At 62.9% G+C, this 22,395-nt stretch carries 24 protein-coding genes; 11 read left to right on the top strand and 13 right to left on the bottom strand.

Features of this window, described 5'->3' with window-relative positions; all coding sequences use genetic code 11:
- Positions 1-16: 16 nt before the first annotated feature.
- Positions 17-1,210, top strand: coding sequence for a tRNA nucleotidyltransferase/poly(A) polymerase-related protein (locus tag NCN05_RS08030; RefSeq protein WP_250397679.1), 1,194 nt, complete (start codon positions 17-19; stop codon positions 1,208-1,210).
- Between the two features lie 61 nt (positions 1,211-1,271).
- Complete coding sequence (locus NCN05_RS08025; protein ID WP_250397678.1) at positions 1,272-1,703, top strand: RNA recognition motif domain-containing protein; 432 nt, start codon at positions 1,272-1,274, stop codon at positions 1,701-1,703.
- A 73-nt stretch (positions 1,704-1,776) separates the two neighbouring features.
- Here NCN05_RS08025 and NCN05_RS08020 read toward each other — a convergent pair whose 3' ends face one another.
- Positions 1,777-2,685, bottom strand: coding sequence for a phytoene synthase (locus NCN05_RS08020; RefSeq protein WP_250397677.1), 909 nt, complete (start codon positions 2,683-2,685; stop codon positions 1,777-1,779).
- 3 nt (positions 2,686-2,688) lie between these two features.
- Positions 2,689-4,107, bottom strand: coding sequence for a 15-cis-phytoene desaturase (pds, locus tag NCN05_RS08015; protein ID WP_115131236.1), 1,419 nt, complete (start codon positions 4,105-4,107; stop codon positions 2,689-2,691).
- An 88-nt stretch (positions 4,108-4,195) separates the two neighbouring features.
- On the opposite strand from pds, the gene NCN05_RS08010 reads away from it, so the two are divergent.
- Positions 4,196-4,543: an NAD(P)H-quinone oxidoreductase subunit M gene (locus tag NCN05_RS08010; protein ID WP_025362552.1), complete on the top strand. Its 348-nt coding sequence runs from the start codon at positions 4,196-4,198 to the stop codon at positions 4,541-4,543.
- Positions 4,540-5,175, top strand: a complete 636-nt coding sequence (locus tag NCN05_RS08005) for a DUF3172 domain-containing protein (protein WP_250397676.1) — start codon at positions 4,540-4,542, stop codon at positions 5,173-5,175. Before NCN05_RS08010 ends, NCN05_RS08005 begins: the two co-directional genes overlap by 4 nt.
- Here the strand turns inward: NCN05_RS08005 and NCN05_RS08000 are convergent.
- On the bottom strand, positions 5,166-6,155 hold the full coding sequence (locus tag NCN05_RS08000) for a LysR family transcriptional regulator (protein ID WP_250397675.1): 990 nt from the start codon (positions 6,153-6,155) through the stop codon (positions 5,166-5,168). The two genes, NCN05_RS08005 and NCN05_RS08000, sit on opposite strands and share 10 nt — an antisense overlap.
- A gap of 81 nt (positions 6,156-6,236) precedes the next feature.
- Between NCN05_RS08000 and NCN05_RS07995 the strand changes: the two genes are divergently transcribed.
- The 6 genes from NCN05_RS07995 (at position 6,237) to NCN05_RS07970 (ending at position 13,407) form a co-directional block, all read left to right on the top strand.
- Positions 6,237-6,968, top strand: coding sequence for an NnrU family protein (locus tag NCN05_RS07995; RefSeq protein WP_250397674.1), 732 nt, complete (start codon positions 6,237-6,239; stop codon positions 6,966-6,968).
- Between the two features lie 34 nt (positions 6,969-7,002).
- Entirely contained in the window at positions 7,003-9,012 is a 2,010-nt protein-coding gene (locus tag NCN05_RS07990) for an NAD(P)H-quinone oxidoreductase subunit 5 (RefSeq protein WP_250397673.1), read from the top strand.
- Positions 9,013-9,101: 89 nt separating this feature from the next.
- Complete coding sequence (locus tag NCN05_RS07985; RefSeq protein ID WP_250397672.1) at positions 9,102-10,739, top strand: NAD(P)H-quinone oxidoreductase subunit 4; 1,638 nt, start codon at positions 9,102-9,104, stop codon at positions 10,737-10,739.
- An 80-nt stretch (positions 10,740-10,819) separates the two neighbouring features.
- Positions 10,820-11,221, top strand: coding sequence for a lipopolysaccharide assembly protein LapA domain-containing protein (locus NCN05_RS07980; RefSeq protein ID WP_115009931.1), 402 nt, complete (start codon positions 10,820-10,822; stop codon positions 11,219-11,221).
- A 58-nt stretch (positions 11,222-11,279) separates the two neighbouring features.
- Entirely contained in the window at positions 11,280-12,182 is a 903-nt protein-coding gene (locus tag NCN05_RS07975; protein WP_250397671.1) for a segregation/condensation protein A, read from the top strand.
- A gap of 46 nt (positions 12,183-12,228) precedes the next feature.
- Positions 12,229-13,407: a nucleotidyltransferase family protein gene (locus NCN05_RS07970; RefSeq protein ID WP_115009929.1), complete on the top strand. Its 1,179-nt coding sequence runs from the start codon at positions 12,229-12,231 to the stop codon at positions 13,405-13,407.
- Here the strand turns inward: NCN05_RS07970 and NCN05_RS07965 are convergent.
- Positions 13,388-14,293, bottom strand: coding sequence for a methylenetetrahydrofolate reductase (locus tag NCN05_RS07965; protein WP_250397670.1), 906 nt, complete (start codon positions 14,291-14,293; stop codon positions 13,388-13,390). The genes NCN05_RS07970 and NCN05_RS07965 overlap by 20 nt on opposite strands.
- 67 nt (positions 14,294-14,360) lie before the next feature.
- Between NCN05_RS07965 and pedR the strand changes: the two genes are divergently transcribed.
- The gene (gene pedR, locus NCN05_RS07960; protein WP_011365335.1) at positions 14,361-14,639 is read left to right on the top strand and encodes a photosynthetic electron transport-dependent transcriptional regulator PedR; all 279 of its coding nucleotides are present in this window, start codon (positions 14,361-14,363) and stop codon (positions 14,637-14,639) included.
- A 208-nt stretch (positions 14,640-14,847) separates the two neighbouring features.
- On the opposite strand, the gene NCN05_RS07955 is transcribed toward pedR, so the two are convergent.
- Genes NCN05_RS07955 through NCN05_RS07915 form a run of 9 tightly spaced genes read right to left on the bottom strand, consistent with a single transcriptional unit; the run spans position 14,848 to position 22,391 of the window.
- Positions 14,848-15,354, bottom strand: coding sequence for a CYTH domain-containing protein (locus NCN05_RS07955; protein WP_250397669.1), 507 nt, complete (start codon positions 15,352-15,354; stop codon positions 14,848-14,850).
- Positions 15,355-15,357: 3 nt separating this feature from the next.
- Positions 15,358-16,308: an NAD(+) kinase gene (locus tag NCN05_RS07950; RefSeq protein ID WP_115160870.1), complete on the bottom strand. Its 951-nt coding sequence runs from the start codon at positions 16,306-16,308 to the stop codon at positions 15,358-15,360.
- An 18-nt stretch (positions 16,309-16,326) separates the two neighbouring features.
- On the bottom strand, positions 16,327-16,656 hold the full coding sequence (gene nuoK / locus NCN05_RS07945; protein WP_250397668.1) for an NADH-quinone oxidoreductase subunit NuoK: 330 nt from the start codon (positions 16,654-16,656) through the stop codon (positions 16,327-16,329).
- Positions 16,656-17,255, bottom strand: a complete 600-nt coding sequence (locus tag NCN05_RS07940) for an NADH-quinone oxidoreductase subunit J (RefSeq protein ID WP_038552703.1) — start codon at positions 17,253-17,255, stop codon at positions 16,656-16,658. The genes nuoK and NCN05_RS07940 overlap by 1 nt, the downstream gene beginning before the upstream one ends.
- Entirely contained in the window at positions 17,252-17,899 is a 648-nt protein-coding gene (gene ndhI / locus NCN05_RS07935) for an NAD(P)H-quinone oxidoreductase subunit I (protein ID WP_250397667.1), read from the bottom strand. Before ndhI ends, NCN05_RS07940 begins: the two co-directional genes overlap by 4 nt.
- A 59-nt stretch (positions 17,900-17,958) precedes the next feature.
- Positions 17,959-19,077: an NADH-quinone oxidoreductase subunit NuoH gene (gene nuoH, locus NCN05_RS07930; RefSeq protein ID WP_250397692.1), complete on the bottom strand. Its 1,119-nt coding sequence runs from the start codon at positions 19,075-19,077 to the stop codon at positions 17,959-17,961.
- A 27-nt stretch (positions 19,078-19,104) separates the two neighbouring features.
- Positions 19,105-20,295 (bottom strand): citrate synthase, encoded by a 1,191-nt coding sequence (locus tag NCN05_RS07925; RefSeq protein ID WP_114987754.1) that lies wholly within the window; start codon positions 20,293-20,295, stop codon positions 19,105-19,107.
- Between the two features lie 13 nt (positions 20,296-20,308).
- Positions 20,309-20,797 carry a phosphohistidine phosphatase SixA gene (gene sixA, locus NCN05_RS07920; RefSeq protein WP_250397666.1) on the bottom strand — a complete coding sequence of 163 codons (489 nt, stop codon included), beginning with the start codon at positions 20,795-20,797 and terminating at the stop codon, positions 20,309-20,311.
- Positions 20,775-22,391 (bottom strand): DUF3352 domain-containing protein, encoded by a 1,617-nt coding sequence (locus tag NCN05_RS07915; protein ID WP_250397665.1) that lies wholly within the window; start codon positions 22,389-22,391, stop codon positions 20,775-20,777. The genes sixA and NCN05_RS07915 overlap by 23 nt, the downstream gene beginning before the upstream one ends.
- Between the last annotated feature and the right edge of the window lie 4 nt (positions 22,392-22,395).

Below are 22,395 nucleotides of genomic sequence, written 5' to 3'. Positions count from 1 at the left end.
CACTCCCCCCATTCTGATGGCCCAACGCTCCGGCAACGCATTGCTTGACCAGCTGCGCGAGCGACTGGCTCCAGCCCAGTGGCCTCTCCCCCTGGCACGGCTTCCGGAGGGCACGGCGCTGGTGGGTGGCGCCGTGCGGGATGGCTTGCTGGACCGTCTCCAGGAGCAGCCGGATCTTGACCTGGTGGTCCCATCGGATGCCATCGCCCTGACCAAGGCCCTGGCCCAGGAGCTCCATGGCACGTGTGTGGTGCTGGACGCTGAACGGAGCATTGCTCGGCTGGTGCTTGGGGGCTGGACGGTGGACATCGCCCGACAGGACGGAGACCGCATCGAAGACGACCTCTGGCGGCGCGACTACCGGCTCAATGCCATCGCCGTGTCGCTCCAGCCCTGGGGAGAGCTGTGGGACCCCACAGGGGGACTGAGCGACCTCCAGCAGGGCTGCCTGACCGCCGTCTCGGAAGCCAACCTCATGGACGACCCTCTGCGGTTGCTGCGGGGATTGCGGCTGATGGCGGAAATCCCTCTCACCATCTCCAGCCAGACCACGGCGTGGATTGAGCGCCACGCCGCACGGCTTCCGGAAGCGGCACCGGAGCGAATCCTGGCGGAGCTGCAGCGCCTGGTGCGGGGCGATCACGCTGACGCCGCGATGGCAGCCCTCACAAGCCTGCCGTTGCTGCATCCCTGGGCGGCCGGAGGGCAACCTCCCACGCCCGGCAACATCGATGGCCTGACCAGCGAGGAAGCCGCAGCAGCAGTGCCCTTGGCACGGCTGACGGCCCTGGTGAGCGATGAGGGTCTCAGCCAACTCCGCGCCAGTCGCGCCCTGCGCCAGCGCTGCAAACGGCTGCGGAGCTGGCAGCAACGCACCGGCCAGGCACCGGGCGCGTTACCCGAGAGCGATCGACTGCAATTGCATGAGGAGCTCGAGGGGGATCTCCCCGCCCTGGCCCTGCAACTGCCCATGCACGAAAAAGAAATCTGGCTGCGTCGATGGCGCAACGCCGAGGACCCTCTGTTCCACCCCAGAACCCCGGTCGACGGCAATGGCCTGCTGACGGCCCTGGAGGTCGAACCCGGTCCCCGACTCGGACGTCTGCTGCATCATCTGAAGCTTGAACATGCCTTTGGACGCATCCAGACCCCAAGCGAGGCACTGAAGGAGGCCCAACATTTCTTGGCACTCGAAAGCGAGGCTCTGTGATTAACTTTCCTGGTGTCAATGATGACGGTCAGACACCGACAGATCGCATTTCCTTTCCTTCATGAGCATCCGCCTGTACATCGGCAACCTGCCGCAGACCTTTGAAGAACAGGAGCTGGTGGCTCTGCTCAAGTCGGTGGGAGAAGGGATTCGGTTCAAATCGGTTCTCGACCGCGAAACCGGTGCATGCCGCGGTTTCGGCTTCGCCAACGTGGACAATCCGAAACTCGCCGACGCCGTGATCGAAGCTCTCAACGGCAAGGAGTTCGGTGGCAGTGCCCTACGCGTCGAGCGCTCCGAGCGTCGCGACAACAATGCTGGCGGCAACCGTCGTGGAGCCCCCAATGCAGCCGGCCAGCCTCAAGTTGCCCGCAAGGCTGTGAACAAGGTGGTCCACAGCGATGCGAAGAGCGAAGGCGCCCCTGACCCCCGCTGGGCCGGCGAACTGTCCAAGCTCAAGGATCTGCTGGCCAACCAGAAGACGGCGGTTTGATCCGTCGCTGATCTGATCGAGGGAAAAAGAAGATCAACTCCACCCCTGCCGGGACAACAACCGGCAGGGGTTTTTAGCGTGACTGAGCCAACAGGAATGAACGGGGCAGATCAAGCAGCTTGTTGACCTTGGCCACATAGGCACGGTGATTGAACACGTCGTAATCGACCCGTTCAATTTCATCCAGGATGCCGCGGTACAACCGCAACGAAGTCCACACCGGCCAGCGCGCATCGGCGGACAGCCAACGGACTCCGGCTTCGGAGCGAGCAAACCAATCGCGAGCCCGCTCCAGCTGGAAGCGCATCAACGCACGCCAGGCGTTGTTGAGGGTTCCAGCCATCAGCTCCTGCTCGGAATAACCGAACCGCTCGAGATCTTCTTGGGGCAAATAGATACGGCCACGGCCCCGGTCTTCCCCCACATCCCGAAGGATGTTGGTGAGTTGGTTGGCGATCCCCAGGGCGACGGCCGCATCGGAGGTGTCGGGACAGTCACTCCAGGGAGCTGAGGTGTAGGCCTGGTCGACGCCCATCACCCCCTGGGTCATCAGGCCAACGGTGCCTGCCACGCGATAGCAGTAGAGCTTGAGGTCTTCAAAGCGGGGGTAGCGGGTCCAGGTGAGGTCCATCCGCTGGCCCTCGATCATGTCGAGGTAAGGCTGAATGCCCTGGGGGAAGCGCTCCAGGGTGTCGACCATCACCGCATCCAGGTCGTCCTCCACCCGACCATCAAACAGAGCACGGGTCTTCTCTTCCCAACGGTCGAGCCGCTCTGCAAGCTCCTTCACCGGACGCGCCTGGGCCTCCGGGCTGTCCATCAACTCATCCGTGCGCCGGCACCACACATAGATCGCCCAGATGGCACGCCGCTTCTCGGGAGGAAGAAGCAAGGTGCCGATATAGAACGTCTTGGCCCACTCGGCGGTCTCCCGACGGCAGGCCTCAAAGGCTGCGTCGAGATCCGGGGAGGCGAGGGGCATGGCTCAGGCCGTCACAGGCTCACTGGAAGAGGTCGATGATGCCAGCTGACCTGTCTTGCGGTCCACCGCACCTGCGCAGAGCTTGCCGCTGAGAACAGCACCCTCCATCGAGGCGAGATAGCGCTGCATCGTGTAGTCGCCCGCGAGGAAGAAGTTCTTGATCGGGGTGGTCTGATCCGGGCGAAGCTCCTGGCAGCCGGGGGTCGTCTTGTAAACGGACAAGGGCGTCTTCACGACCTTGTATTTGCGCAGGGTGGCGGGGTTGTCGCCACTGAAGTGCATCGGGAACAGCTTCTTGAGCTCGCCCATGGTGGCCTCGATGATCTCCTCATCGGGGCGGCCGATCCAGTCTTTGGCAGGAGCAAAGACCAGCTCGAGCATCGACTTGTCGGGGTCTTCGTACTCCCTGCAGGTGATGCTCATGTCGGCATACACGCTGAGCAGGGGGGAGCGGCTGAACAGCAGATGGTCGATATCGGTGAGCTTGCGATCGAACCAGAGGTGCAGGTTGATCACAGGGACACCCCGAAGGCCATCCAACTTCTGGAACACCTCCATCTGCTTCCAGGGCTCGGGCAGCAGCAGCTTGAAGGGATCCACCGGCAAGGCACTGACGTAGGCATCAGCGGTGAGATCGAAGCTCTCCTTGCCCTTCACGCCACCGATGTGGAAGGCCGCCACCGAACCATCGGCATTGAGCTTGATCTCACGCAGGGGGCTGTCGAGGTGCACTTCACCGCCCAGTGATTCGATGTGCTCGACCACCGGCTGACAGAGGCGCTCCGGCGGTGCACCATCCAGGAACGCCATCTGGGAGCCGTTTTTCTCCTGCAGGAAGCGATTCAGGGCCGTCAGCACCACGGTGGCGGAGATCTCATCGGGATCGATGAAATTCAGCGCCTTGCTCATGGCGATGAACACCTCATCATTCACCCGCTCCGGGATGTTGTGGATCCGAAGCCACTCCGTCCAGGAATACTTGTCGCACTCTTCGACGTAACCCTGGCCCCGGAGCATGGCGGGGACCAGTCCCAGGCCGAAGCTGATCTTCTCCGGCCAGGTGAGCATGTCGTTGTTGCCCAGGATCGCCGCCACACCATTCACCGGTGCCGGAAGATCAGGGAAATCAAAGCGGCTGTAGGTGCCGGGCTCCTCGGGTTGGTTGAAGATCATCGAATGGCTCTTCCACTGCAGGCGGTCTTCGATGTTCAGCTCCTTGAACAGCTGCAGCATGTTCGGGTAGGCCCCGAAGAAGATGTGCAGGCCGGTTTCGTACCAATCGCCGTCCTCGTCTTTCCAGGCCGCCACCTTGCCGCCGAGAACATCCCTGGCTTCCACAACGATGGGGGTGTGGCCGGCATCCGCCAGGTATTTGGCACAGGAGAGTCCAGCAAGACCAGCTCCGGCAATAGCGACGCGCATGCGGCCGTCTCGAAAGTGAAACCAACCTTAAAAGGGCTTGACCCCCGTTCGCTTCTTAAAGTCGTGTCAGCTTTCCCGTGGGCGCGTCTTGGCTGACACCCTTCTCAAGTGCACCACCCGCCACGTGCGCCTGTTCACAGCAGCACTTCAAGAGGAGGATCTGGTTCCTTCGGATGACCAACTGACCTTGGATCTGGATCCCGACAACGAATTTCTCTGGGATGCCGCCAGCCTCGCCAAGGTGCAGGGACGATTCAAGGAACTGGTGGATGCCGCAGCCGGCGGCGAACTGAGTGACTACACCCTGCGCCGCATCGGCACCGATCTGGAGGGATTCATCCGACAACTGCTCCAGGCTGGAGAACTCAGCTACAACCCAGATGGCCGCGTGCAGAACTTCTCCATGGGCCTGCCCCGCACCCCAGAACTGTTGTGACCGGCTCGCGCTACGACCGCGGCGGCCGCCGACCGCGTGATGGCCGCTACAACCGCGGTGAGCGGGATCGTTACGACGCTCCACCCCGGGGCGGATACGGCCGTCCTCCCGGCCCGCCACCAGGTGGTGGAGGCGGCCAGGGCGGCTTTCAATTCAGCACCCTCACCGTGGCCGTCTTGGCAGGAGTTCTCGTGGTGGGAATCGGTATCGGCAGCGCTGTCACCAGCACCACCACGGGAGACCAGGGAAACATCGCCAGCTCCCAGCAACTGGACATGGCCGTTCCCGACCCGGAGTTCTGCCGCCAGTGGGGGGCGAGCGCCTTCGTCATGGACATCGAGATGTACACGACGCTCAACCCCTCCAGCAGCTTTGTGACCCAGCCAACCCTGCAACCGGGTTGTGTGATCCGTCGGGAGAACTGGTCGGTGCTGCGCAAGGAGGGGGCTATCACCGCCGAGCAGGAGCGTGAGTGCAAACAGCGGATGAACACTTTTGCCTACATCGGCTCCGTTCGGGACAAGCCCGTGGTGCGCTGCGTCTACCAAACCGATATCAGTGAGAACAAATTCCTCACCCGAGGCGTGGCAGATGACGCTGTGGGCGTGACACCCGAGGCCGATCAGTTCTGAACCAGTTGCTCCCCGATCGCTTCAGGCACGACCTTCGCTGCCTGACGAATCGGGCTGTCAGCGCTGGCAAAGACGGGCAGAACGTCATTGCGGAAGGCCACCGAGGCGCGTGAGCAGTAGCGGGCGGGATGGGTGATCAACTTGAGCTGACGCCGCACCTGCAGATCAGCCACCTGGGGCCGGTGAATCGTTCCCGCCGATAACTCCCGCTCGATCGACACCACGGGAACAAAGGCGGCTCCCAGGCCCGCCTGAACGGCATTCTTGATGGCTTCCAGCGAATTCAGCTCCATATCGATGCGCAGGCGCTGCACATCCAGGCCGGAGCGCGCCAGAAGCTGGTCGACCATCTTCCGGGTGGTGGATTGCGCATCGAGACAGACAAAGCCCAGGCGATACAGGTCTTCCTTGGTGAGTTCAGCCAGTCGGGCCAAGGGGTGCTTCACCGGCAGCACCAGCGCCAGCTCATCACTGGCGTAGGGCACCACCTGTAGCAGTTCATTGAGTTCCGGCGGCAATTCACCACCGATGATCGCCAGGTCGATCTGACCGTTGGCCACACTCCAGCCCGTGCGTCTGGTGCTGTGGACCTGGAGCTGCACGGACACGTCCGGATATTTCTGGCGGAACAGGCCGATCATCCGGGGCATCAGGTAGGTGCCGGTGGTCTGGCTTGCTCCCACGATCAGGGATCCACCTTTGAGGTTGTGGAGATCATCCAGGGCCCGGCAGGCTTCATGGCACTGGCTCAGGATCCGGTCGCAGTAACTCAGCAGCAGATGGCCAGCCTCAGTGAGCTGCGCCTTGCGCCCGCCGCGATCAAACAGCGACACCTCCAGCTGCTTCTCCAGGTTCTGGATCTGAAGGCTGACGGCGGGCTGGGTGACGTAAAGACTATCGGCGGCTTTCTTGAAGCTGCCCTCACTGACAATCGCGCGAAGGATCCGCAGCTGGTCGAGGGTGAACGGCAGATCGGCCACCGCGGAACACCCGGAGGAACACCATAAATTTAGGACCGCCACGTCAGAAAGCCAGAATCACGCTCTTCCAACGCAGCCGCCATGGCCTCCACCCACCACAGCAGCGTCGTGATGCTGGTGCTGCTGATCTTGTTTGCCGTAATTCACAGCGGTGGTGCTGCCCTGCGCAGCCGGGCTGAGGCCGTGATCGGAGCACGGGCCTGGCGCCTGATCTTCGCGGCAGCCAGCATTCCCTCGGCCGTGGTAGTGATCGGATGGTTCCTGGCCCATCGCTACGACGGGGTGCGGCTGTGGAATCTCCAGGGCGTGCCTGGGGTGATTCCGCTCGTGTGGATCGGAACCGCCATCAGTTTTCTCTTCCTCTATCCAGCCACCTACAACCTGCTGGAGATCCCAGCGGTGCTGAAACCGCAGGTGCGTCTTTACGCCACGGGGATCATCCGCATCAGCCGCCATCCCCAGGCCATCGGGCAAATCCTCTGGTGCCTCACCCACGCCCTCTGGATCGGCAGCAGCTTCATGCTGGTGACCTGCGTGGGCTTGATCGGCCATCACCTCTTCGCCGTCTGGCATGGCGACCGGCGCCTGAAGGCCCGCTTCGGCGAAGCCTTTGACGAGCTCAAGGCCAGCACCTCGATCGTGCCTTTCGCAGCAGTGCTGGATGGACGCCAGCAGTTGCAGTGGCAGGAATTCGTTCGACCGGCACAACTGGGCATCGCCATCGCCGTCGGCGTGTTCTGGTGGGCCCATCGCTTCATTCCGACGGCTGCCGAGTTGATGCGCAATTCAGCACTCCAGAACCTGCTGGGCTGAGCTGCCTACACTCGCTTCAACCTCCTTTTTGCGGATGCCCTCGGCCGAGGAACTCGCCTGGCTCATACCGGTTCTGCCCCTGTTCGGCGCAGTGCTGACCGGGTTGGGATTGATCAGCTTCAACCGCACGATCAACCGGTTGCGCAAACCCGTTGCGCTGCTGTTGATCTCCTGCGTTGGCGCAGCTGCGGCCCTCAGCTACAGCATCCTGTTCAACCAGCTCAATGGGGCTCCGCCAGTCGAGCATCTGTTCGTATGGGCCAGTGCTGGCAACTTCGTTCTGCCGATGGGTTACGTGGTGGATCCACTCGGGGCGGTGATGCTGGCGCTGGTCACCACCATCGCCCTGCTGGTGCTGGTGTATTCCCACGGCTACATGGCCCATGACAAGGGCTACGTACGCTTTTTCACCTACCTGGCGCTGTTCAGCAGCTCCATGCTGGGTCTGATCATCAGCCCCAATCTTCTGGAGATCTACGTCTTTTGGGAGCTGGTGGGCATGTGCTCCTACCTGCTGGTTGGCTTCTGGTACGACCGCGACGGTGCCGCCCACGCCGCTCAGAAGGCTTTTGTGGTGAACCGGGTTGGTGACTTCGGCCTGCTGCTGGGCATCCTTGGCCTGTTCTGGGCCACCGGAAGCTTCGATTTCCAAGGAATCGCCGATGGCCTGCAGAACGGCCTGGCAACCGGAACGGTGGCCCCATGGGCAGCGCTGCTGCTCTGCCTGCTGGTGTTCATGGGTCCGATGGCCAAGTCGGCCCAGTTCCCCCTCCACGTTTGGCTGCCCGATGCCATGGAGGGCCCGACGCCGATTTCAGCGCTGATTCACGCCGCAACGATGGTGGCCGCAGGGGTGTTCCTGGTCGCCCGCCTTGATCCCCTCTACGCCCAGTTCCCCATCGTTCAAACCGTGATCGCCGTCGTTGGCACGATCACCTGCTTCCTGGGGGCCTCCATTGCCCTCACCCAGATGGACCTCAAGAAGGGTCTGGCCTACAGCACCGTCTCCCAGCTCGGCTACATGATGCTGGCGATGGGTTGCGGCGCCCCGGTCGCCGGCATCTTCCACCTGGTGACCCACGCCTTTTTCAAGGCGATGTTGTTCCTGGGATCAGGCTCCGTCATCCACGCCATGGAGGAGGTGGTGGGCCACGAGCCCGTTCTCGCCCAGGACATGCGCCTGATGGGCGGCCTGCGCAAAAAGATGCCCGTCACCTCGATCACCTTCTTCATCGGCTGCATCGCCATCAGCGGCATTCCGCCCCTGGCCGGCTTCTGGAGCAAGGACGAAATTCTTGGCCAGGCCTTCAACAGCTACCCACTGCTCTGGGTGGTGGGCTTCCTGACGGCGGGGATGACGGCCTTCTACATGTTCCGGCTTTACTTCCTCACCTTTGAAGGGGAGTTCCGCGGCAATGACACCGCCATGCAGGCCCAGCTGCTGACCGCTGCTGGCAAGGATCCTTCCGAGCACCACGCCCATGGCGGCAGCGTGCACGAGTCGGCTTGGCCGATGGCGGCCCCCTTGGCGGTGCTGGCGGTGCCTTCCGTCCTGATTGGCCTCTTGGGCACCCCATGGAACAGCCGCTTTGCGGGCCTTCTCAATCCAGAAGAAGCCCTCGAGATGGCCGAACAATTCAGCTGGGGCGAGTTTCTCCCCCTGGCGGGCGCCTCCGTGGCCATCTCCGTTGCCGGCATCAGCCTGGCTGTTCTGGCCTATGCCCTGCGTCAGATTGATCTGGGGCAACTGGTGGCCGGCCGCTTCCCGGCGGTGAATGCCTTCCTCGCCAACAAGTGGTACCTCGATGTGTTGAACGAAAAGCTGTTCGTTCGCGGCAGCCGCAAACTGGCGCGGGAAGTGCTCGAGGTGGACGCCAAAGTGGTGGATGGCGTGGTCAACCTCACCGGACTGCTCACCCTCGGCAGCGGCGAAGGTCTCAAATATCTCGAGACCGGACGCGCCCAGTTCTATGCCTTGATTGTGTTTGCCGGTGTGATCGGCCTGGTGGTGCTGTTCGGCGTGATCGGCGGGCCGATCGCTTAGAGCTCATCGTCCATGTGTGTCATCGCCTATCGAGGTGATGACACAGCGGCCATGATTTCTACGATCCATCCAGTGAGGATCGGATCAGCGTGTTCGAATTCGCAGTCGCCGGACTCAGCGATCCGGTTCAGGCCACCGTTCCATGGCTGAGCCTGTCGATCCTGGTGCCGATTGTGGGTGCCCTGCTGGTGCCGCTGGTTCCGGACAAAGGCGAGGGAAAACAGGTGCGCTGGTACGCCCTGATCGTGACGCTGATCACCTTCCTGATCACCGTTGCGGCCTACCTCACCGGCTATGACCCCAATCTGAGTGGTCTGCAGCTGTCCGAACGGGTGAGCTGGCTGCCGGATCTAGGCCTCACCTGGGCGGTGGGAGCCGACGGGCTCTCAATGCCGTTGATCCTGCTCACCAGCTTCATCACCAGCCTGGCCTGCCTGGCGGCATGGCCGGTGAGTTTCAAACCGCGGCTGTTTTATTTCCTGCTGCTGGCCATGGACGGCGGCCAGATCGCCGTCTTCGCCGTGCAGGACATGCTTCTGTTCTTCCTGGCCTGGGAGCTGGAGCTGATCCCGGTGTATCTGCTGCTGGCCATCTGGGGCGGCAAGAAACGCCAGTACGCCGCAACCAAATTCATCCTCTACACCGCTGGCAGCTCCCTGTTCATCCTGTTGGCCGCCCTGGCCATGGGCTTCTTCGGCGGCGGCACCCCCAGTTTTGAGTACACCGCTCTTGCAGCCAAAGACTTCGGCACGGGCTTTCAACTGCTCTGCTACGCCGGGCTGCTGATCGCCTTCGGCGTGAAGCTTCCGATCGTGCCGTTGCACACCTGGCTGCCGGATGCCCATGGCGAAGCAACGGCACCGGTGCACATGTTGTTGGCCGGCATCCTGCTGAAGATGGGCGGCTATGCCCTACTGCGCTTCAACTGTGAACTGCTGCCAGCGGCCCACTCTCAGTTCGCCCCACTGCTGATCGTGCTGGGGGTGGTGAACATCATTTACGCCGCACTCACCTCCTTCGCCCAGCGCAACCTCAAGCGAAAGATCGCCTACAGCTCGATCAGCCACATGGGCTTCGTGCTGATCGGCGTGGGCAGCTTCAGTGCCCTGGGCACCAGTGGCGCCATGCTGCAGATGATCAGCCACGGCTTGATTGGGGCCAGCCTGTTCTTCCTCGTGGGTGCCACCTACGACCGCACCCACACGCTTCAGCTGGATGAGATGGGAGGCATCGGCCAGAAGATGCGCATCATGTTCGCGCTCTGGACGGTGTGTGCCCTCGCCTCCCTGGCCCTGCCCGGCATGAGCGGGTTCGTGAGCGAACTGATGGTGTTCGCTGGTTTCGCCACGGATGAGGCCTACACCCTGCCCTTCCGCGTGGTGATCTGCGGGCTGGCCGCCGTCGGCGTGATCCTCACACCGATCTATCTGCTCTCGATGCTTCGCGAAATCTTCTTCGGCAAGGAGAAAGAGGAGCTGGTGTCCCACACCAACCTGGTGGATGCGGAGCCACGCGAGGTGTACATCATCGGCTGCCTGCTGGTGCCGATCATCGGAATCGGGCTGTACCCCAAGCTGATGACCGACAGCTACCGCAGCTCGATCGAAGCCCTGGTGAACCGAAACCTGGGTGCGATGGAACAGGTGATCTCACCAACGGCCCCCTTGATTCGAGGTCAGGCGCCCGTTCCAGCAGTCATCCAGGCCCCCGGCCTGGGCGCGTCATAAAAGGCGCGTCATAAATCACGTATCGATTCCGATTCATTCCCAGCCAACCGTCCGTAAGTTCCAGGGAACGCTCCCCTGCCATGCGTCAGATCAACTTCGGCCTGATCTTCAGCTTCGGCCTGATCACGGTGTTCTTCACCCTGGCGAACACCAGCCCCACGACGGTTCACGTGTTGCCCGGGGTCGAGTACACCCTGCCTTTGGCGGGTCTGCTGCTGCTGGCAGCGGGGTTGGGAGCCGTGTCGGCCTGGTTCTTCGCCGCCTGGACCGGGATGCTCAACAACGTTGAACAGTTCAGCAAGGCGAACGAATACGAAGCACAGCAGGTGCGGATCCAGGAACTGGAGACCGACCTCAGCCGCTACCGCTCCACCGTTGAAACCCAGCTGGGCCTGCTGCCTGCCACCACCGTCAGCGCGACCAGTGCCGAGAGCGACGACAACGACCAGGCGGAGGTCTCCGACGCCAGCAGCGCGGCCTGAGGCAGCACTGGCGACACCGGTTGAGGACCGATACCTTGCCGGGAAAGGGTGAATTGACTTGCTCCAGGTGGCCCCCAACGACGGCGCTGATGCTGGAGCCCGCCTTGCGATTCGGCTGCTGCAGGACGCAGCGGAGCGGGGCGATCTCGATCCCTGGGATGTGGATGTGATTGCCGTCATCGACGGCTTTCTGGATCAACTCCGGCAACGCATCGAAGTTCCCGGGCAGGTGGCGGCCGCCCTGGCCGGACGGGGCGGCAGCTACGAACGGGACCTGGCTGATAGCAGCGAAGCCTTCCTGGCCGCCTCCGTGCTGGTGGGACTCAAGGCGGAGATGCTTGAAACCAGCATGTTGCCGCCGCCGCCTGAAGTCGAAGATCACTTCGATGCCGACTTCGATGAGCAAGGCTGGCTGGATCCGGCCTTTGATCTGCCCCGACGGCCGGAACGTCATCTGCAGCGGCGACCCGTGGCACCCCCGCCCTTGCGTCGGCCCGTCACCCTCGGGGAGCTGATCGAACAGCTGGAAACAATTGCCGAGCAGCTGGAATCAGACGAACTCGAGGCACGCCGCCGCAAACGGCAGAAGCGCTACAGCAACCGTGAAGCCATCGCCCAGGTGGCCGGACTGGCCCACCGCGAAAAGCTGCCGGAAACAACCGCAGCACTGGGGGTGTTTCTGAACGGTTGGGAGACCGCCCTGGACTGGGTGGGCTTCGATCAACTGGTGGACCAATGGGAGGTGGCCGCCGCGGCGGACCTGGACCGTGACCGGGTCGGGGTGTTCTGGGCCCTGCTGTTTCTCTCCTCCCAGGGCCGGGTTGAGCTGGAACAGGAGGCTTGGCTCCACGGACCGCTGCGACTGAAATTCATCCCCGCGAGTGGCACTGCAACGCAACTGCCGATCCGCAGCCTTCAGGTGCCAGATCCGTCGCCGACCCGGACGGTCGTGGCGGCCTAAGACCGGGTCTATGGTCACTACCTTGTATTGACCCGACCAAACGCCAATGAAGGCGATGATTCTGGCGGCTGGTAAGGGGACGCGGGTCCAACCGATCACCCATGTGATCCCCAAGCCCATGATTCCGATCCTGCAGAAGCCGGTGATGGAATTTCTGCTGGAACTGCTCAAGGAGCACGGTTTCACCGAGGTGATGGTGAACGTCTCCCACCTGGCCGAAGAGATTGAAAATTACTTCCGGGATGGCCAGCGTTTCGGGGTTGAAATTGCCTACAGCTTTGAAGGACGGATTGAAGACGGCGAACTGATCGGCAGTGCCCTGGGGTCTGCAGGGGGGCTCAAAAAAATCCAGGATTTCCAGCACTTCTTCGACGACACCTTCGTGGTGCTCTGCGGCGATGCGCTGATCGACCTTGATCTCAGCGAAGCGGTACGCCTGCACAAAGAGAAGGGTGCGATCGCCAGCCTCGTCACCAAACGGGTCCCCAAGGATCAGGTGAGCAGCTACGGCGTTGTGGTCACCGATGACCAGAACAGAATTTCAAGCTTCCAGGAAAAGCCCAGCGTCGACGAAGCCCTCAGCGACACGATCAACACCGGCATCTACATCTTTGAGCCGGAGATCTTTGAACACATCCCTTCGGGACAGTCCTTCGACATCGGCTCGGATCTGTTCCCGAAACTGGCCGAGCTCGGTGCACCCTTCTATGCCATCCCGATGGATTTCGAATGGGTGGATATCGGCAAGGTTCCCGACTACTGGCAAGCCATCCGCAGCGTGTTGATGGGTGACGTCCGTCAAGTGGGCATCCCCGGCAAGGAGGTGCGTCCCGGGGTTTACACCGGTCTGAATGTGGCCGCCAACTGGGACAAGATCAACGTCACCGGCCCGGTCTACGTGGGCGGCATGACCAAGATCGAAGATGGCGCAACGATCGTTGGGCCCACCATGATCGGCCCCAGCTGCCACATCTGTGAGGGCGCCACGGTCGACAACTCGATCATCTTCGACTACTCACGCATCGGCCCCGGCGTGCAGCTGCTAGAGAAACTGGTGTTCGGCCGCTACTGCGTGGGCAAGGACGGTGATCACTTCGATCTGCAGGAGGCCTCGCTCGACTGGCTGATCACCGATGCCCGTCGTCAGGACCTGGTGGAGCCTTCCCCGCAGCAGAAAGCCATGGCGGAGCTGCTCGGCACCGACCTCACCCAGGCAGCGAGCTGAGTCCAGCGCGATCCAGGATCAACGGGATGCGCTCCTCGGCCTTGATTGCCATCAGGTGCACGCCACGAACGATGCCGAGATAGCGCTTCACCTGTTCAGCGGCGATGGCCACGCCCTCCATGGCGGGATTCTCGGCGCACTCCAGCCGATGGATCAACGCATCGGGGATGCAGGCTCCCGGCACAACGCGGTTGATGAACCGGGCATTCTTGGCTGACTTCAGCAGAAACACGCCAGCGAGCACGGGCAGACCCAGGGGGCCGGCCAGTTCGTGCTGGAAGCGCTCGAGCGCTTCAGGGTCCATCACCATCTGGGTTTGAACGAAGCGGGCTCCCGCCGCCTGCTTGCGCTGCAACCGGCGCTGGAGACCGCTCCAGCTCCTCGATTGTGGGTCGGCGGCACACCCGGCAAACAGCGTGGTCGCCCCATCGGGCAGGGTGCCCTGCACGGGATCCACGCCCCGATTGAGGGAATCCACCTGCTGCAGCAGCTTCACCGACTCGAACTCATTCACCGGCCGGGCATCCGCCTGATCGCCCGCCCGCACCGGATCGCCAGTGAGACACAACAGGTTGCGGATCCCCAAGGCATGGGCCCCGAGCAGATCGGCCTGAAGGGCGATGCGGTTGCGGTCCCGGCAGGCCATCTGCAACACCGGCTCCAGACCGGCCTCAAGCAGCAACTTGCAGGAGGCCAGGCTGCTCATCCGCATCACGGCCCGACTGCCATCGGTCACATTCACGGCATGGACACGGCCTCGCAGCGATGCGGCCATGGCCAACATGTGGGAGGGGTCGGCTCCACGGGGAGGCATCACCTCGGCCGTGAGCACCTGATCCCCGGCCTCAATTGCGCGCTGCAGCGCCGTGCTCAAATCTCGTTCCATTTCACCGGCCCACTATGCAGGATCAGACCGGTCGTCCGGACTAGCATGATCCCAACGGTGGTCGCCCATGTCCTCCCTCGACGGTACCGATCCTCTGGAGATCTCCCTCTCTGCCAGGGAGATCGAGATCATCGAGCTCGTGGCCGAAGGACTGACCAATCAGGAAATCGCTGACCGTCTCACAATCAGCAAACGAACGGTGGATAACCATGTGAGCAACGTGTTCACCAAGACCGGTTCGAAGAACCGAGTGGCACTGCTCAATTGGGCCATGGACAACGGCAAGATCTGCCGGGACGGCTTCAACTGTTGCGTCCTTCCAGAACACGATCCCCCCTCAGCCTGATCGTGGAGCTGACAGGCTCCGGCAAGCTTTGAAGGGAGGTGGGGCCCACAGGGATCTGAAACAGCGTGGCGTATTCCAGACAGGCCTCCACGCTGGAGCCTGCGAAGCGAAGCATTCCAGTTGTGTCGTACAGACCCACCACTGGAAGGAGCCACCAATCAGGACAACTCAAAGCTAAAGGAAATCTGAAGACAAATCCAGTCCGGTCTTACGTCAGGCCAAAACGTCGACGCTGCTCCTCGGGCCAGGACTGAACCGGATGCTGGGCCAGCACCGCATTGCTCCAGCGGGATTCCCCGGTGATCTCCTCGCCACACCAGGGCGGAATCAGCAGATCCGCCTGGGCCGATGCCAGCTCCACCTCCGCCAGCACCAAGGGGGCGTTCTCGCCCTGGAAACAATCCACCACCCAGTCACCACCAGGGCAATCCAGGGCGTAGCGGACTTTGTCCAGGCGGTGCGGCGCCAGATCCCAGAGGGCTTCGGCATCCGCCACGGGAATCGGATATTCGAACTCGTGGCGCACCAGGCCAACGGCATCAGCCGCCGCCTTCAGGGTGAGCCAGGCCTGATCCGATCCGCGCAGACGCATCCGCACCGTCACACCGTCGGCACTGGCGGCCAGGTAGCCCTGACGAAGCGGCTGTGCGGGGCCGGCACTGCTGCGCCAGGCGCCCGACCGCACCAGAAAGCGCCGTTCAATCTCGAGGGCCATGGCTCAATTCTGCGAGGGCTGAGACGCGTGCAGGCTTCCCGCCCAATGCAGCTTGTGGGAGAGGGTTCGGTAATACGACGGGCTTTGATTGAGCAACACCATCAGGGCATGGTGGCGCGCCTGCTGAACAACACAGCACTCCCCAGGCTCCAGCACCGTGCAGCCCACACCGTCCTTCCACAGCTTGATGCGGTGATCCCCAGCCCCGAGGGGCCAGATCGCCAACCTGGCCCGAGGCGGCACCACCAGCGTTCGGCTGGAGAGGCTCATCGGGCAGATCGGGGCAACGATGATGGCATCGATGCCGGGGTGAAGAATCGGTCCCCCTGCCGCCAGGGCGTACCCGGTGGACCCCGTGGGCGTGGAGAGGATCAGGCCATCACCACGCACCTGGTCGATCACTTCCCCATCGATCTCGAGCTCCAGGGTGCAGGTGGGCGAAATCTCATCGCGGTAGGCCCGCAGGTAGAAGTCGTTGAAGGCCCAGTGGTGCTCTTCATCGTCTTCGAGATCCGGCTGTTGCAACGGGCCCGGCGAAGCCGCTCGATCTTCAGCGGAGCGTCGATCCACCATCGCCTGAAGCATCATGCGCCGTTCGATCGCGAACTGATCGTCCTGAAGGCGTTGCCAGATCTGATCGCCGCGCAATACACGCCGGTCATGGGTCAGAAAGCCCAGATGGCCTCCCACATTGATGCTGAGGATCGGGATGTCATGCACCGCCAGGTGGCGGGCAGCCCCAAGCACAGTTCCATCCCCCCCCAGCACCAGCGCCAGGTCGGGCAACGACTCCTCAACAGCCAGCAGGCCGGGGAAAGGATTCACCCGCGGCCCCGACATCGCCGTGACCACGTGGGAGCCGAGAGCTTTCAGCTCCTTGGCACATTGGCGAGCTTCACGCTGGGCAGGCTGGCTGTCGGCCCGATAGATCACCCAGACCCGATCGAGACGCATGACCCAGGTGTGCGGGGGTTACCAGCGCAGCAGGTTGAACTGCTCCATGTCGACGGTAACGCGATTGCGATAAAGCGACAGCAGGATCGCCAGACCAACAGCGGCCTCAGCGGCGGCCACCGTGATCACGAACACGGCGAAGACCTGGCCGCGAATCAGATCACCATCCACGAAGGAGGAGAAGGCCATCAGGTTGATATTCACGGCATTGAGCATCAGCTCAATGCTCATCAGCACGCGCACCGCATTGCGGCTGTTGATCAGACCCCAAACGCCGATGCAGAACAGCATCGCGGCCACCAGGAGGTAGGCCTGCAGGGAGGGAAGCGTGGCAAGGAATTCGCTCATCAGTCCGCTCGATTCATCAGCAGGGGAGTACGGGCCTTCTCAATCAGGCCTTGATCGGCCACCTCACCGGTGACCACATCGGTGGCCAGCACATCACGACGGGCCAAGACGATGGCGCCGATCATGGCCATCAGCAGCAGCACCGATGCCACCTCAAAAGGCAAGAGGTAATCAGTGAACAGGTGTTCACCAATGCGGGCCGTGGCCTCTTCACCCACGGCGGCAGGACCGGGCAGCGACCAGGGGGTGGTGACCACAACACGAACCAGCAACGCCAGCAGACCAGCACAGACGCCGGCTGACACCACACGGCGCGTGGTGAGGTTGGCGATGGCCTTGAGGTCTTCCCGCTTGTTGACGAGCATGATCGCGAACAGGATTAACACGTTGATCGCGCCCACGTACACCAGGATCTGGGCCATGGCCACGAAACTGGCATTCAGCAGCAGATAGAGCCCTGCGACGGCGGTGAACACCCCGCCCAGCAGGAAGGCGGAATAGACGATGTTGCTGAGCAGCACCACACCCAGGGCGCCGATCACCACAACGGCGGACAGCACCAGAAAACAGATCAGCTCGGTGGTTGTCGCGATGGTCATGCGTCGCCCTCCTTGGCCTCACTGGAGGATTGTCCCTCATTCTTGGCAGGGGACTTGGCAGGAGGGCTGAGGGTCTCCAACACCTGAGACGGCAGCTGACCAGCCCGGGGACGATCAGCGGCAACACCGTGGGGATCCATCTCGCCCGCCGGCAGATAGGCGAGTTCCCTGAGGGGAACAACGGAGGGGTCGGTGGTGACGCTGGTGGGAAGGCGTCCGAGGGCCACGTTGTCGTAGTTGAGGCTGTGGCGATCAAAAGCCGCCAGCTCGTACTCCTCCGTCATCGAGAGGCAGTTGGTGGGGCAGTACTCGACGCAATTTCCGCAGAAGATGCAGACGCCGAAGTCGATGGAGTAGTTGCGCAGCTCCTTCTTCTTCGTGGCCTTGTTCATCACCCAATCGACCACCGGAAGATTGATCGGGCAGACCCGCACGCACACCTCACAGGCGATGCACTTGTCGAATTCGTAGTGAATCCGGCCCCGATAACGCTCGGAAGGAATGAGCTTCTCGTAGGGGTACTGCACCGTGACCGGACGGCGCTGCATGTGGTCGAACGTGACCGAAAAGCCTTGGGCCAGATTCCGGGCTGCATCGACTGCATCCCGGGTGTAATCACCGACCTGTTTGAGGAAGCCGAACATGGTCTGAAGCGGAGAGGACGAGGCGGAGCCGGGAGCTAAGAAATCCTAGGTAGGAAAACCTAGCCGCCGAATGCAAAGGGGAATGCGAGCTTGAGCGCTGCTGTCACCAGAAGGTTCACCAGGGACAGGGGCAGCAGGAACTTCCAGCCGAGATCGAGCAGCTGGTCAATGCGCACGCGGGGGGTGGTCCAGCGCAGCAGGATCGCCACGAACACCAGCAGATAGGCCTTGAGCACCGTCATCACGATGCCAACGGTGCCCGTGATCACCTGCACCACGGGGGCATCGATGGGCTGGTTCAACCAGCCGGCCAGCCACTCCACAGGAATCGGGAAGCCCCAACCACCGAGATACAGAACGCTGACCAGAACGGCCGAGAGCACCAGGTTGATGTAACCCGCCAGGTAGAAGAGGGCGAACTTCATGCCCGCGTACTCGGTCTGATAGCCGGCGACCAGCTCTTCCTCAGCTTCGGGAAGGTCGAAGGGCAGCCGCTCACACTCGGCCAGGGCGCAGATCCAGAAAATCAGGAAGCCCACCGGCTGGCGCCAGATGTTCCAGCTCAAGATGCCGGCACCGGTCTGCTGACCCACAATGTCGACCGTGCTCAGCGAGTTGGTCATCATCACGATGGCCAGCACCGCCAGAGCCAGGGGAATCTCGTAGCTGATCGATTGAGCCGCGGCCCGCAGCCCACCGAGCAGCGAGTACTTGTTGTTGGAGGCATAGCCGCTCATCAGCAAGCCGATCGGCTGGATGCTGCTGAAGGCGATCCAGAGGAAGATCCCCACGCCCACATTGCTGATCAGCAGGTTCTGGCCGAAAGGAATGATCAGCCAAGAGATGATCACCGGCACAACCACCAGCACCGGGCCGAGGGTGAACAGCAGGCTGTCGGCCCGCGCCGGGATGATGTCTTCCTTGACGAGCAGCTTGAGGCCGTCAGCCAGGGGCTGAAGCACGCCCAGGGCACCGGCATACTCCGGACCGATCCGCTGCTGGACGGCGGCGGAAATCTTGCGTTCCAGCCACACCGAAACCAGCACACCCACCACTGCAGCCACCAGAACCAGCAGCATCGGCAGCGGCAGCCAAAGCAGCCTCGCCACCTCCGGGGAGAAGCCAAACCCTTGCAGGGCCTGGCTAAAGCTCAATTCCAGGTCCAGTCCCGGACTCACCATGGTGTCGACGGAAGTGGGTGCAACTTAGGCGGCCGGAGCCGAGACGCGCTCCTCAATGGGCATCCAGGAGCGTGGCTGGGATCCGGAGTAGATCTGCGAAGGCCGGAAAATCCGGTTCGCCCCGAGCTGCTCCCGCCAATGGGCCAGCCAGCCGGCAACCCTGGCAATGGCGAAGACCGGCGTGAACAGATCCCTGGGAATGCCGAGCTTGCGGTACACAAGTCCCGAATAAAAATCGACGTTGGGATAGATGCCTTTGGGGCCGAGGCGGGACGCTGCTTCTGCTTCGATCGCCCGGGCCACGTCGTAGAGGTCGTCATGGCCAAAGCTGGCGAACATCTCCTCCACCAGGGCCTGCAGGATCACGGCACGGGGATCCTTCACCTTGTATTCCCGGTGGCCGAAGCCCATGATTTTGCGTTTGGCCGCGATGGCTTCATCCAAGAAAGCGCCAGCGTTCTCGGGACTGCCCACCTGCTCGAGCATGGCGAGGACATCTTCATTGGCGCCGCCGTGGAGTGGGCCCGCCAGGGTGCCCACGGCTGAAGCCACCACGGCGTAGGGGTCGGTGAGGGTGCTGGCGGTGACCCGAGCACTGAAGGTGCTGGCGTTGAGGCTGTGCTCGGCATGGAGCATCAGGCAGCGATCAAAGATCCGCGCTGCTAGTGGATCCGGCTCACGTTCGGTGAGCATGTAGAGGAAATTGGCGGAGTAGGCCAGATCATCCCGGGGCTGGATTGGGTCCTGGCCTTTGCGGATCAGCTGAAAGGCCGCCACCATCGTGGGGATCTTGGCGATCAACCGCACCACCGCGTCATAAATGTACTGCGGGTCGTCGATCGCCCGGCGCGAATAAAACAGCCCCAGGGAAGCGGCGCTGGACTGCAGCGCGTCCATGGGATGGCCGCTGGCTGGGAAGCACTTCATCATGTCCCGCACACGGAAGCTGACACGCCGGTGCATCTGCACCGCGTGCTCAAACTCCGCCAACTGGTCGCGGCTGGGCAGCTCTCCCCAGATCAGCAGGTAGGCCGTTTCCAGAAAACTGCTGTTGGCCGCCAGATCCTGCATCGGGTAGCCGCGATAGGTGAGCAGCCCCTTCTCACCATCGATGTCGCAGATCGCCGACTGGGTGGCCGGCACGCCATCCAGACCTGGACGCAGTTCGATCCCGGTCCGCGCATGGCGCAGGTCGCCTGTCTGCTGCTGGGCCACCACCTGATTGCCTCTAACAGCAACCTAAATCGTCAATCAACAGTGCTGGCCGAAGCAAAGCCTTCAACTGCCACTGGCCCGTGGAACGACGCAGCTGAATCACGCCGGCTTTCTTCAGCACGAGGGCACCCGGGGCACACCCCAGAAGACCGCAGGCCAGATCGCCAAGATCCGGCTCATGACCGACCAAGCCAAGCCGTTGATCGAAGGCGGTCACCAGCATGTTGAGGGCCCCTCCCGGCTGGAGCCGTTCATCCACCGCGAGTTCAGAAGCGAGCCCCGCCTCCAAAGCCAGTTCCGCCGTTTGCAGAGCCCGGCGATAGGGGCTGGACAGCAATCGATCCAAGCGCAGCCCCCGTTGCACCAGGGCCGCCATCACCCGCTGGGTTCGCTGACGGCCAGCGGCGGTCAGGGGTCGATCCGGATGGTCCTGGCCCGCCTGGCGGGGCTCGGCGATGCCATGCCGCAACAAAACCAGGTCAGCCGAGTTCGAGCCGGGCATGCAACGGAATCTCGGTACTGCCTTGCTCCTGACGATCAACATCGACGGCCACCGCAAGGCCGCGGACCTGATCCTGAAGCGGCCGCCCCGCCATCACCTGCAGCAGGGCCCAGGGCCGCCATTGCCCCAACAGCGCACGGGCCGGCTCATCCGCCAGCAGGAGGGCCTGCGCCGGTTGGGAGGACGCTGTGAGTTCCTGCCATTGGTTCAAGCGGGGCTGGAGGGCACGCCCGTTCTGGCGCTGCGCCAGAGCCATCAAGGACTCGCCCCACCAGTTCAGCGCAGACGAGCGAACCTGAGCCACGGCCAATTGGGCATCCACCCCAGGCTGGCGTCCCCGCTGGCGCACCAGCCGCGTCCACACGCTCAACACCTCGCCATCGCCCTCCAGTTCAGAACGGGTCAGGCCCTGCTCCTGCAGACGTGCATCCACCGCATCCCTGGCGGGGCTTTGCGGGCGGGTGGCCAGCAGCCAGCCCTCGGGTTGCTCCTGCCAGAGAAGAGGGCCAGCATCAGCCCCCACAACAGCATCGGCCGCCGGCTGGTCCGCCAGGCGCTGCTTCAGCAACGGAGCGAACCATTGGGCCAGGGGATGGCTTTCGCTGGGATCCAACAAACGGGCTGGGCTCTGCAGCTGAGCCAGCCAGCGGGCATGGCCGCCGGCCGACGCCGTCAGATCCGTGAGCCCAGGCCAGGGGTCGGCGCCAAGGGCTTGCCGGAACCCGAGACGCCCATCGACCGCCAGGGTTGAACCCTCCGGTCGCAGTGATGCCACAAGTCCGCTCAGATCGTCCCGTTGGGCCACCAGCTCAGGCAGCTGCAGCCAATGCTCGAGGGCATGGGGAGATGCCGTGAGCAGAGCCACGCCTTCGCCGAGCTCAGCCACCTGACGTTGCAGGCGTTGATCCCCCAGCTGATGCTGATCCGGAAGCTGGGAGACATCGAGGGCCTGCTCCAGCACACCCCGGCCTGAGGCCACCAGCAGCAGATCGTCGTCAATCAAAGCCGTGGCCAGGGGTTGGGGGTCATGCCCCACCAACGCCCCCTGGCCGCTGATCACACCGATGCCGCGGTAACTGCTGATCTGCAGGTCGGTGCCCGCCAGGCTGCGGGTCTGCCAGAACCGTTGCAGGAAGCGCCGGGCGCCGTCGTCATCCCGACTGGTCAAAGCCAACACCCAACCGGCGTTGGAATCCCCATCGGTGAGGGTGAGACTGACCTCCTCGCCAAGCCAGGGCTCCAGCTCAAGACCGAACTGCAGGCCCGCCAAGGCAAAGACGCCTTCGCGCCACTGCCGGGCGCCATCACGGGCATCGCGGCGTTGGGAGGCAGGGGCAACGGCCTGGGCATAGGCCGGCAACCGTCCTGGATCGGCCAACCAATGGAGGGACAAGTCAGCATCCCGGGGCACAAACCGGGCCGCCCGAGGCAGATGCAACGGCTGCTCCGCCAACTGCAGGGGGCTCTGGCGGTTCATGGTCCAGAGCAGGCCAGCGGCCAGCAAAATCAGCGACAACAGCACAGCGCCGGCAGCGCTGAGGAAGGGGCGGGCCTTCATGGGCCGGCGGTCTCGGGTCGCCTCATCTTTGTCCATCACC

The organism is Synechococcus sp. MU1651, from assembly GCF_023630635.1.
Lineage (GTDB): Bacteria > Cyanobacteriota > Cyanobacteriia > PCC-6307 > Cyanobiaceae > Parasynechococcus.
This window is presented reverse-complemented; position numbering and strand designations above follow the sequence as displayed.

What these genes read in the sequence shown, in the direction of transcription:
- NCN05_RS08030 (WP_250397679.1), top strand. Translation starts at nt 17, where the DNA reads ATGGCCCAACGCTCCGGCAACGCATTGCTTGACCAGCTGCGCGAGCGA.
- NCN05_RS08025 (WP_250397678.1), top strand. Translation starts at nt 1,272, where the DNA reads ATGAGCATCCGCCTGTACATCGGCAACCTGCCGCAGACCTTTGAAGAA.
- NCN05_RS08020 (WP_250397677.1), bottom strand. Translation starts at nt 2,685, where the DNA reads ATGCCCCTCGCCTCCCCGGATCTCGACGCAGCCTTTGAGGCCTGCCGT.
- pds (WP_115131236.1), bottom strand. Translation starts at nt 4,107, where the DNA reads ATGCGCGTCGCTATTGCCGGAGCTGGTCTTGCTGGACTCTCCTGTGCC.
- NCN05_RS07995 (WP_250397674.1), top strand. Translation starts at nt 6,237, where the DNA reads ATGGCCTCCACCCACCACAGCAGCGTCGTGATGCTGGTGCTGCTGATC.
- NCN05_RS07990 (WP_250397673.1), top strand. Translation starts at nt 7,003, where the DNA reads ATGCCCTCGGCCGAGGAACTCGCCTGGCTCATACCGGTTCTGCCCCTG.
- NCN05_RS07980 (WP_115009931.1), top strand. Translation starts at nt 10,820, where the DNA reads ATGCGTCAGATCAACTTCGGCCTGATCTTCAGCTTCGGCCTGATCACG.
- NCN05_RS07970 (WP_115009929.1), top strand. Translation starts at nt 12,229, where the DNA reads ATGAAGGCGATGATTCTGGCGGCTGGTAAGGGGACGCGGGTCCAACCG.
- NCN05_RS07965 (WP_250397670.1), bottom strand. Translation starts at nt 14,293, where the DNA reads ATGGAACGAGATTTGAGCACGGCGCTGCAGCGCGCAATTGAGGCCGGG.
- pedR (WP_011365335.1), top strand. Translation starts at nt 14,361, where the DNA reads ATGTCCTCCCTCGACGGTACCGATCCTCTGGAGATCTCCCTCTCTGCC.
- NCN05_RS07955 (WP_250397669.1), bottom strand. Translation starts at nt 15,354, where the DNA reads ATGGCCCTCGAGATTGAACGGCGCTTTCTGGTGCGGTCGGGCGCCTGG.
- NCN05_RS07950 (WP_115160870.1), bottom strand. Translation starts at nt 16,308, where the DNA reads ATGCGTCTCGATCGGGTCTGGGTGATCTATCGGGCCGACAGCCAGCCT.
- nuoK (WP_250397668.1), bottom strand. Translation starts at nt 16,656, where the DNA reads ATGAGCGAATTCCTTGCCACGCTTCCCTCCCTGCAGGCCTACCTCCTG.
- NCN05_RS07940 (WP_038552703.1), bottom strand. Translation starts at nt 17,255, where the DNA reads ATGACCATCGCGACAACCACCGAGCTGATCTGTTTTCTGGTGCTGTCC.
- ndhI (WP_250397667.1), bottom strand. Translation starts at nt 17,899, where the DNA reads ATGTTCGGCTTCCTCAAACAGGTCGGTGATTACACCCGGGATGCAGTC.
- sixA (WP_250397666.1), bottom strand. Translation starts at nt 20,797, where the DNA reads ATGCCCGGCTCGAACTCGGCTGACCTGGTTTTGTTGCGGCATGGCATC.
- NCN05_RS07915 (WP_250397665.1), bottom strand. Translation starts at nt 22,391, where the DNA reads ATGGACAAAGATGAGGCGACCCGAGACCGCCGGCCCATGAAGGCCCGC.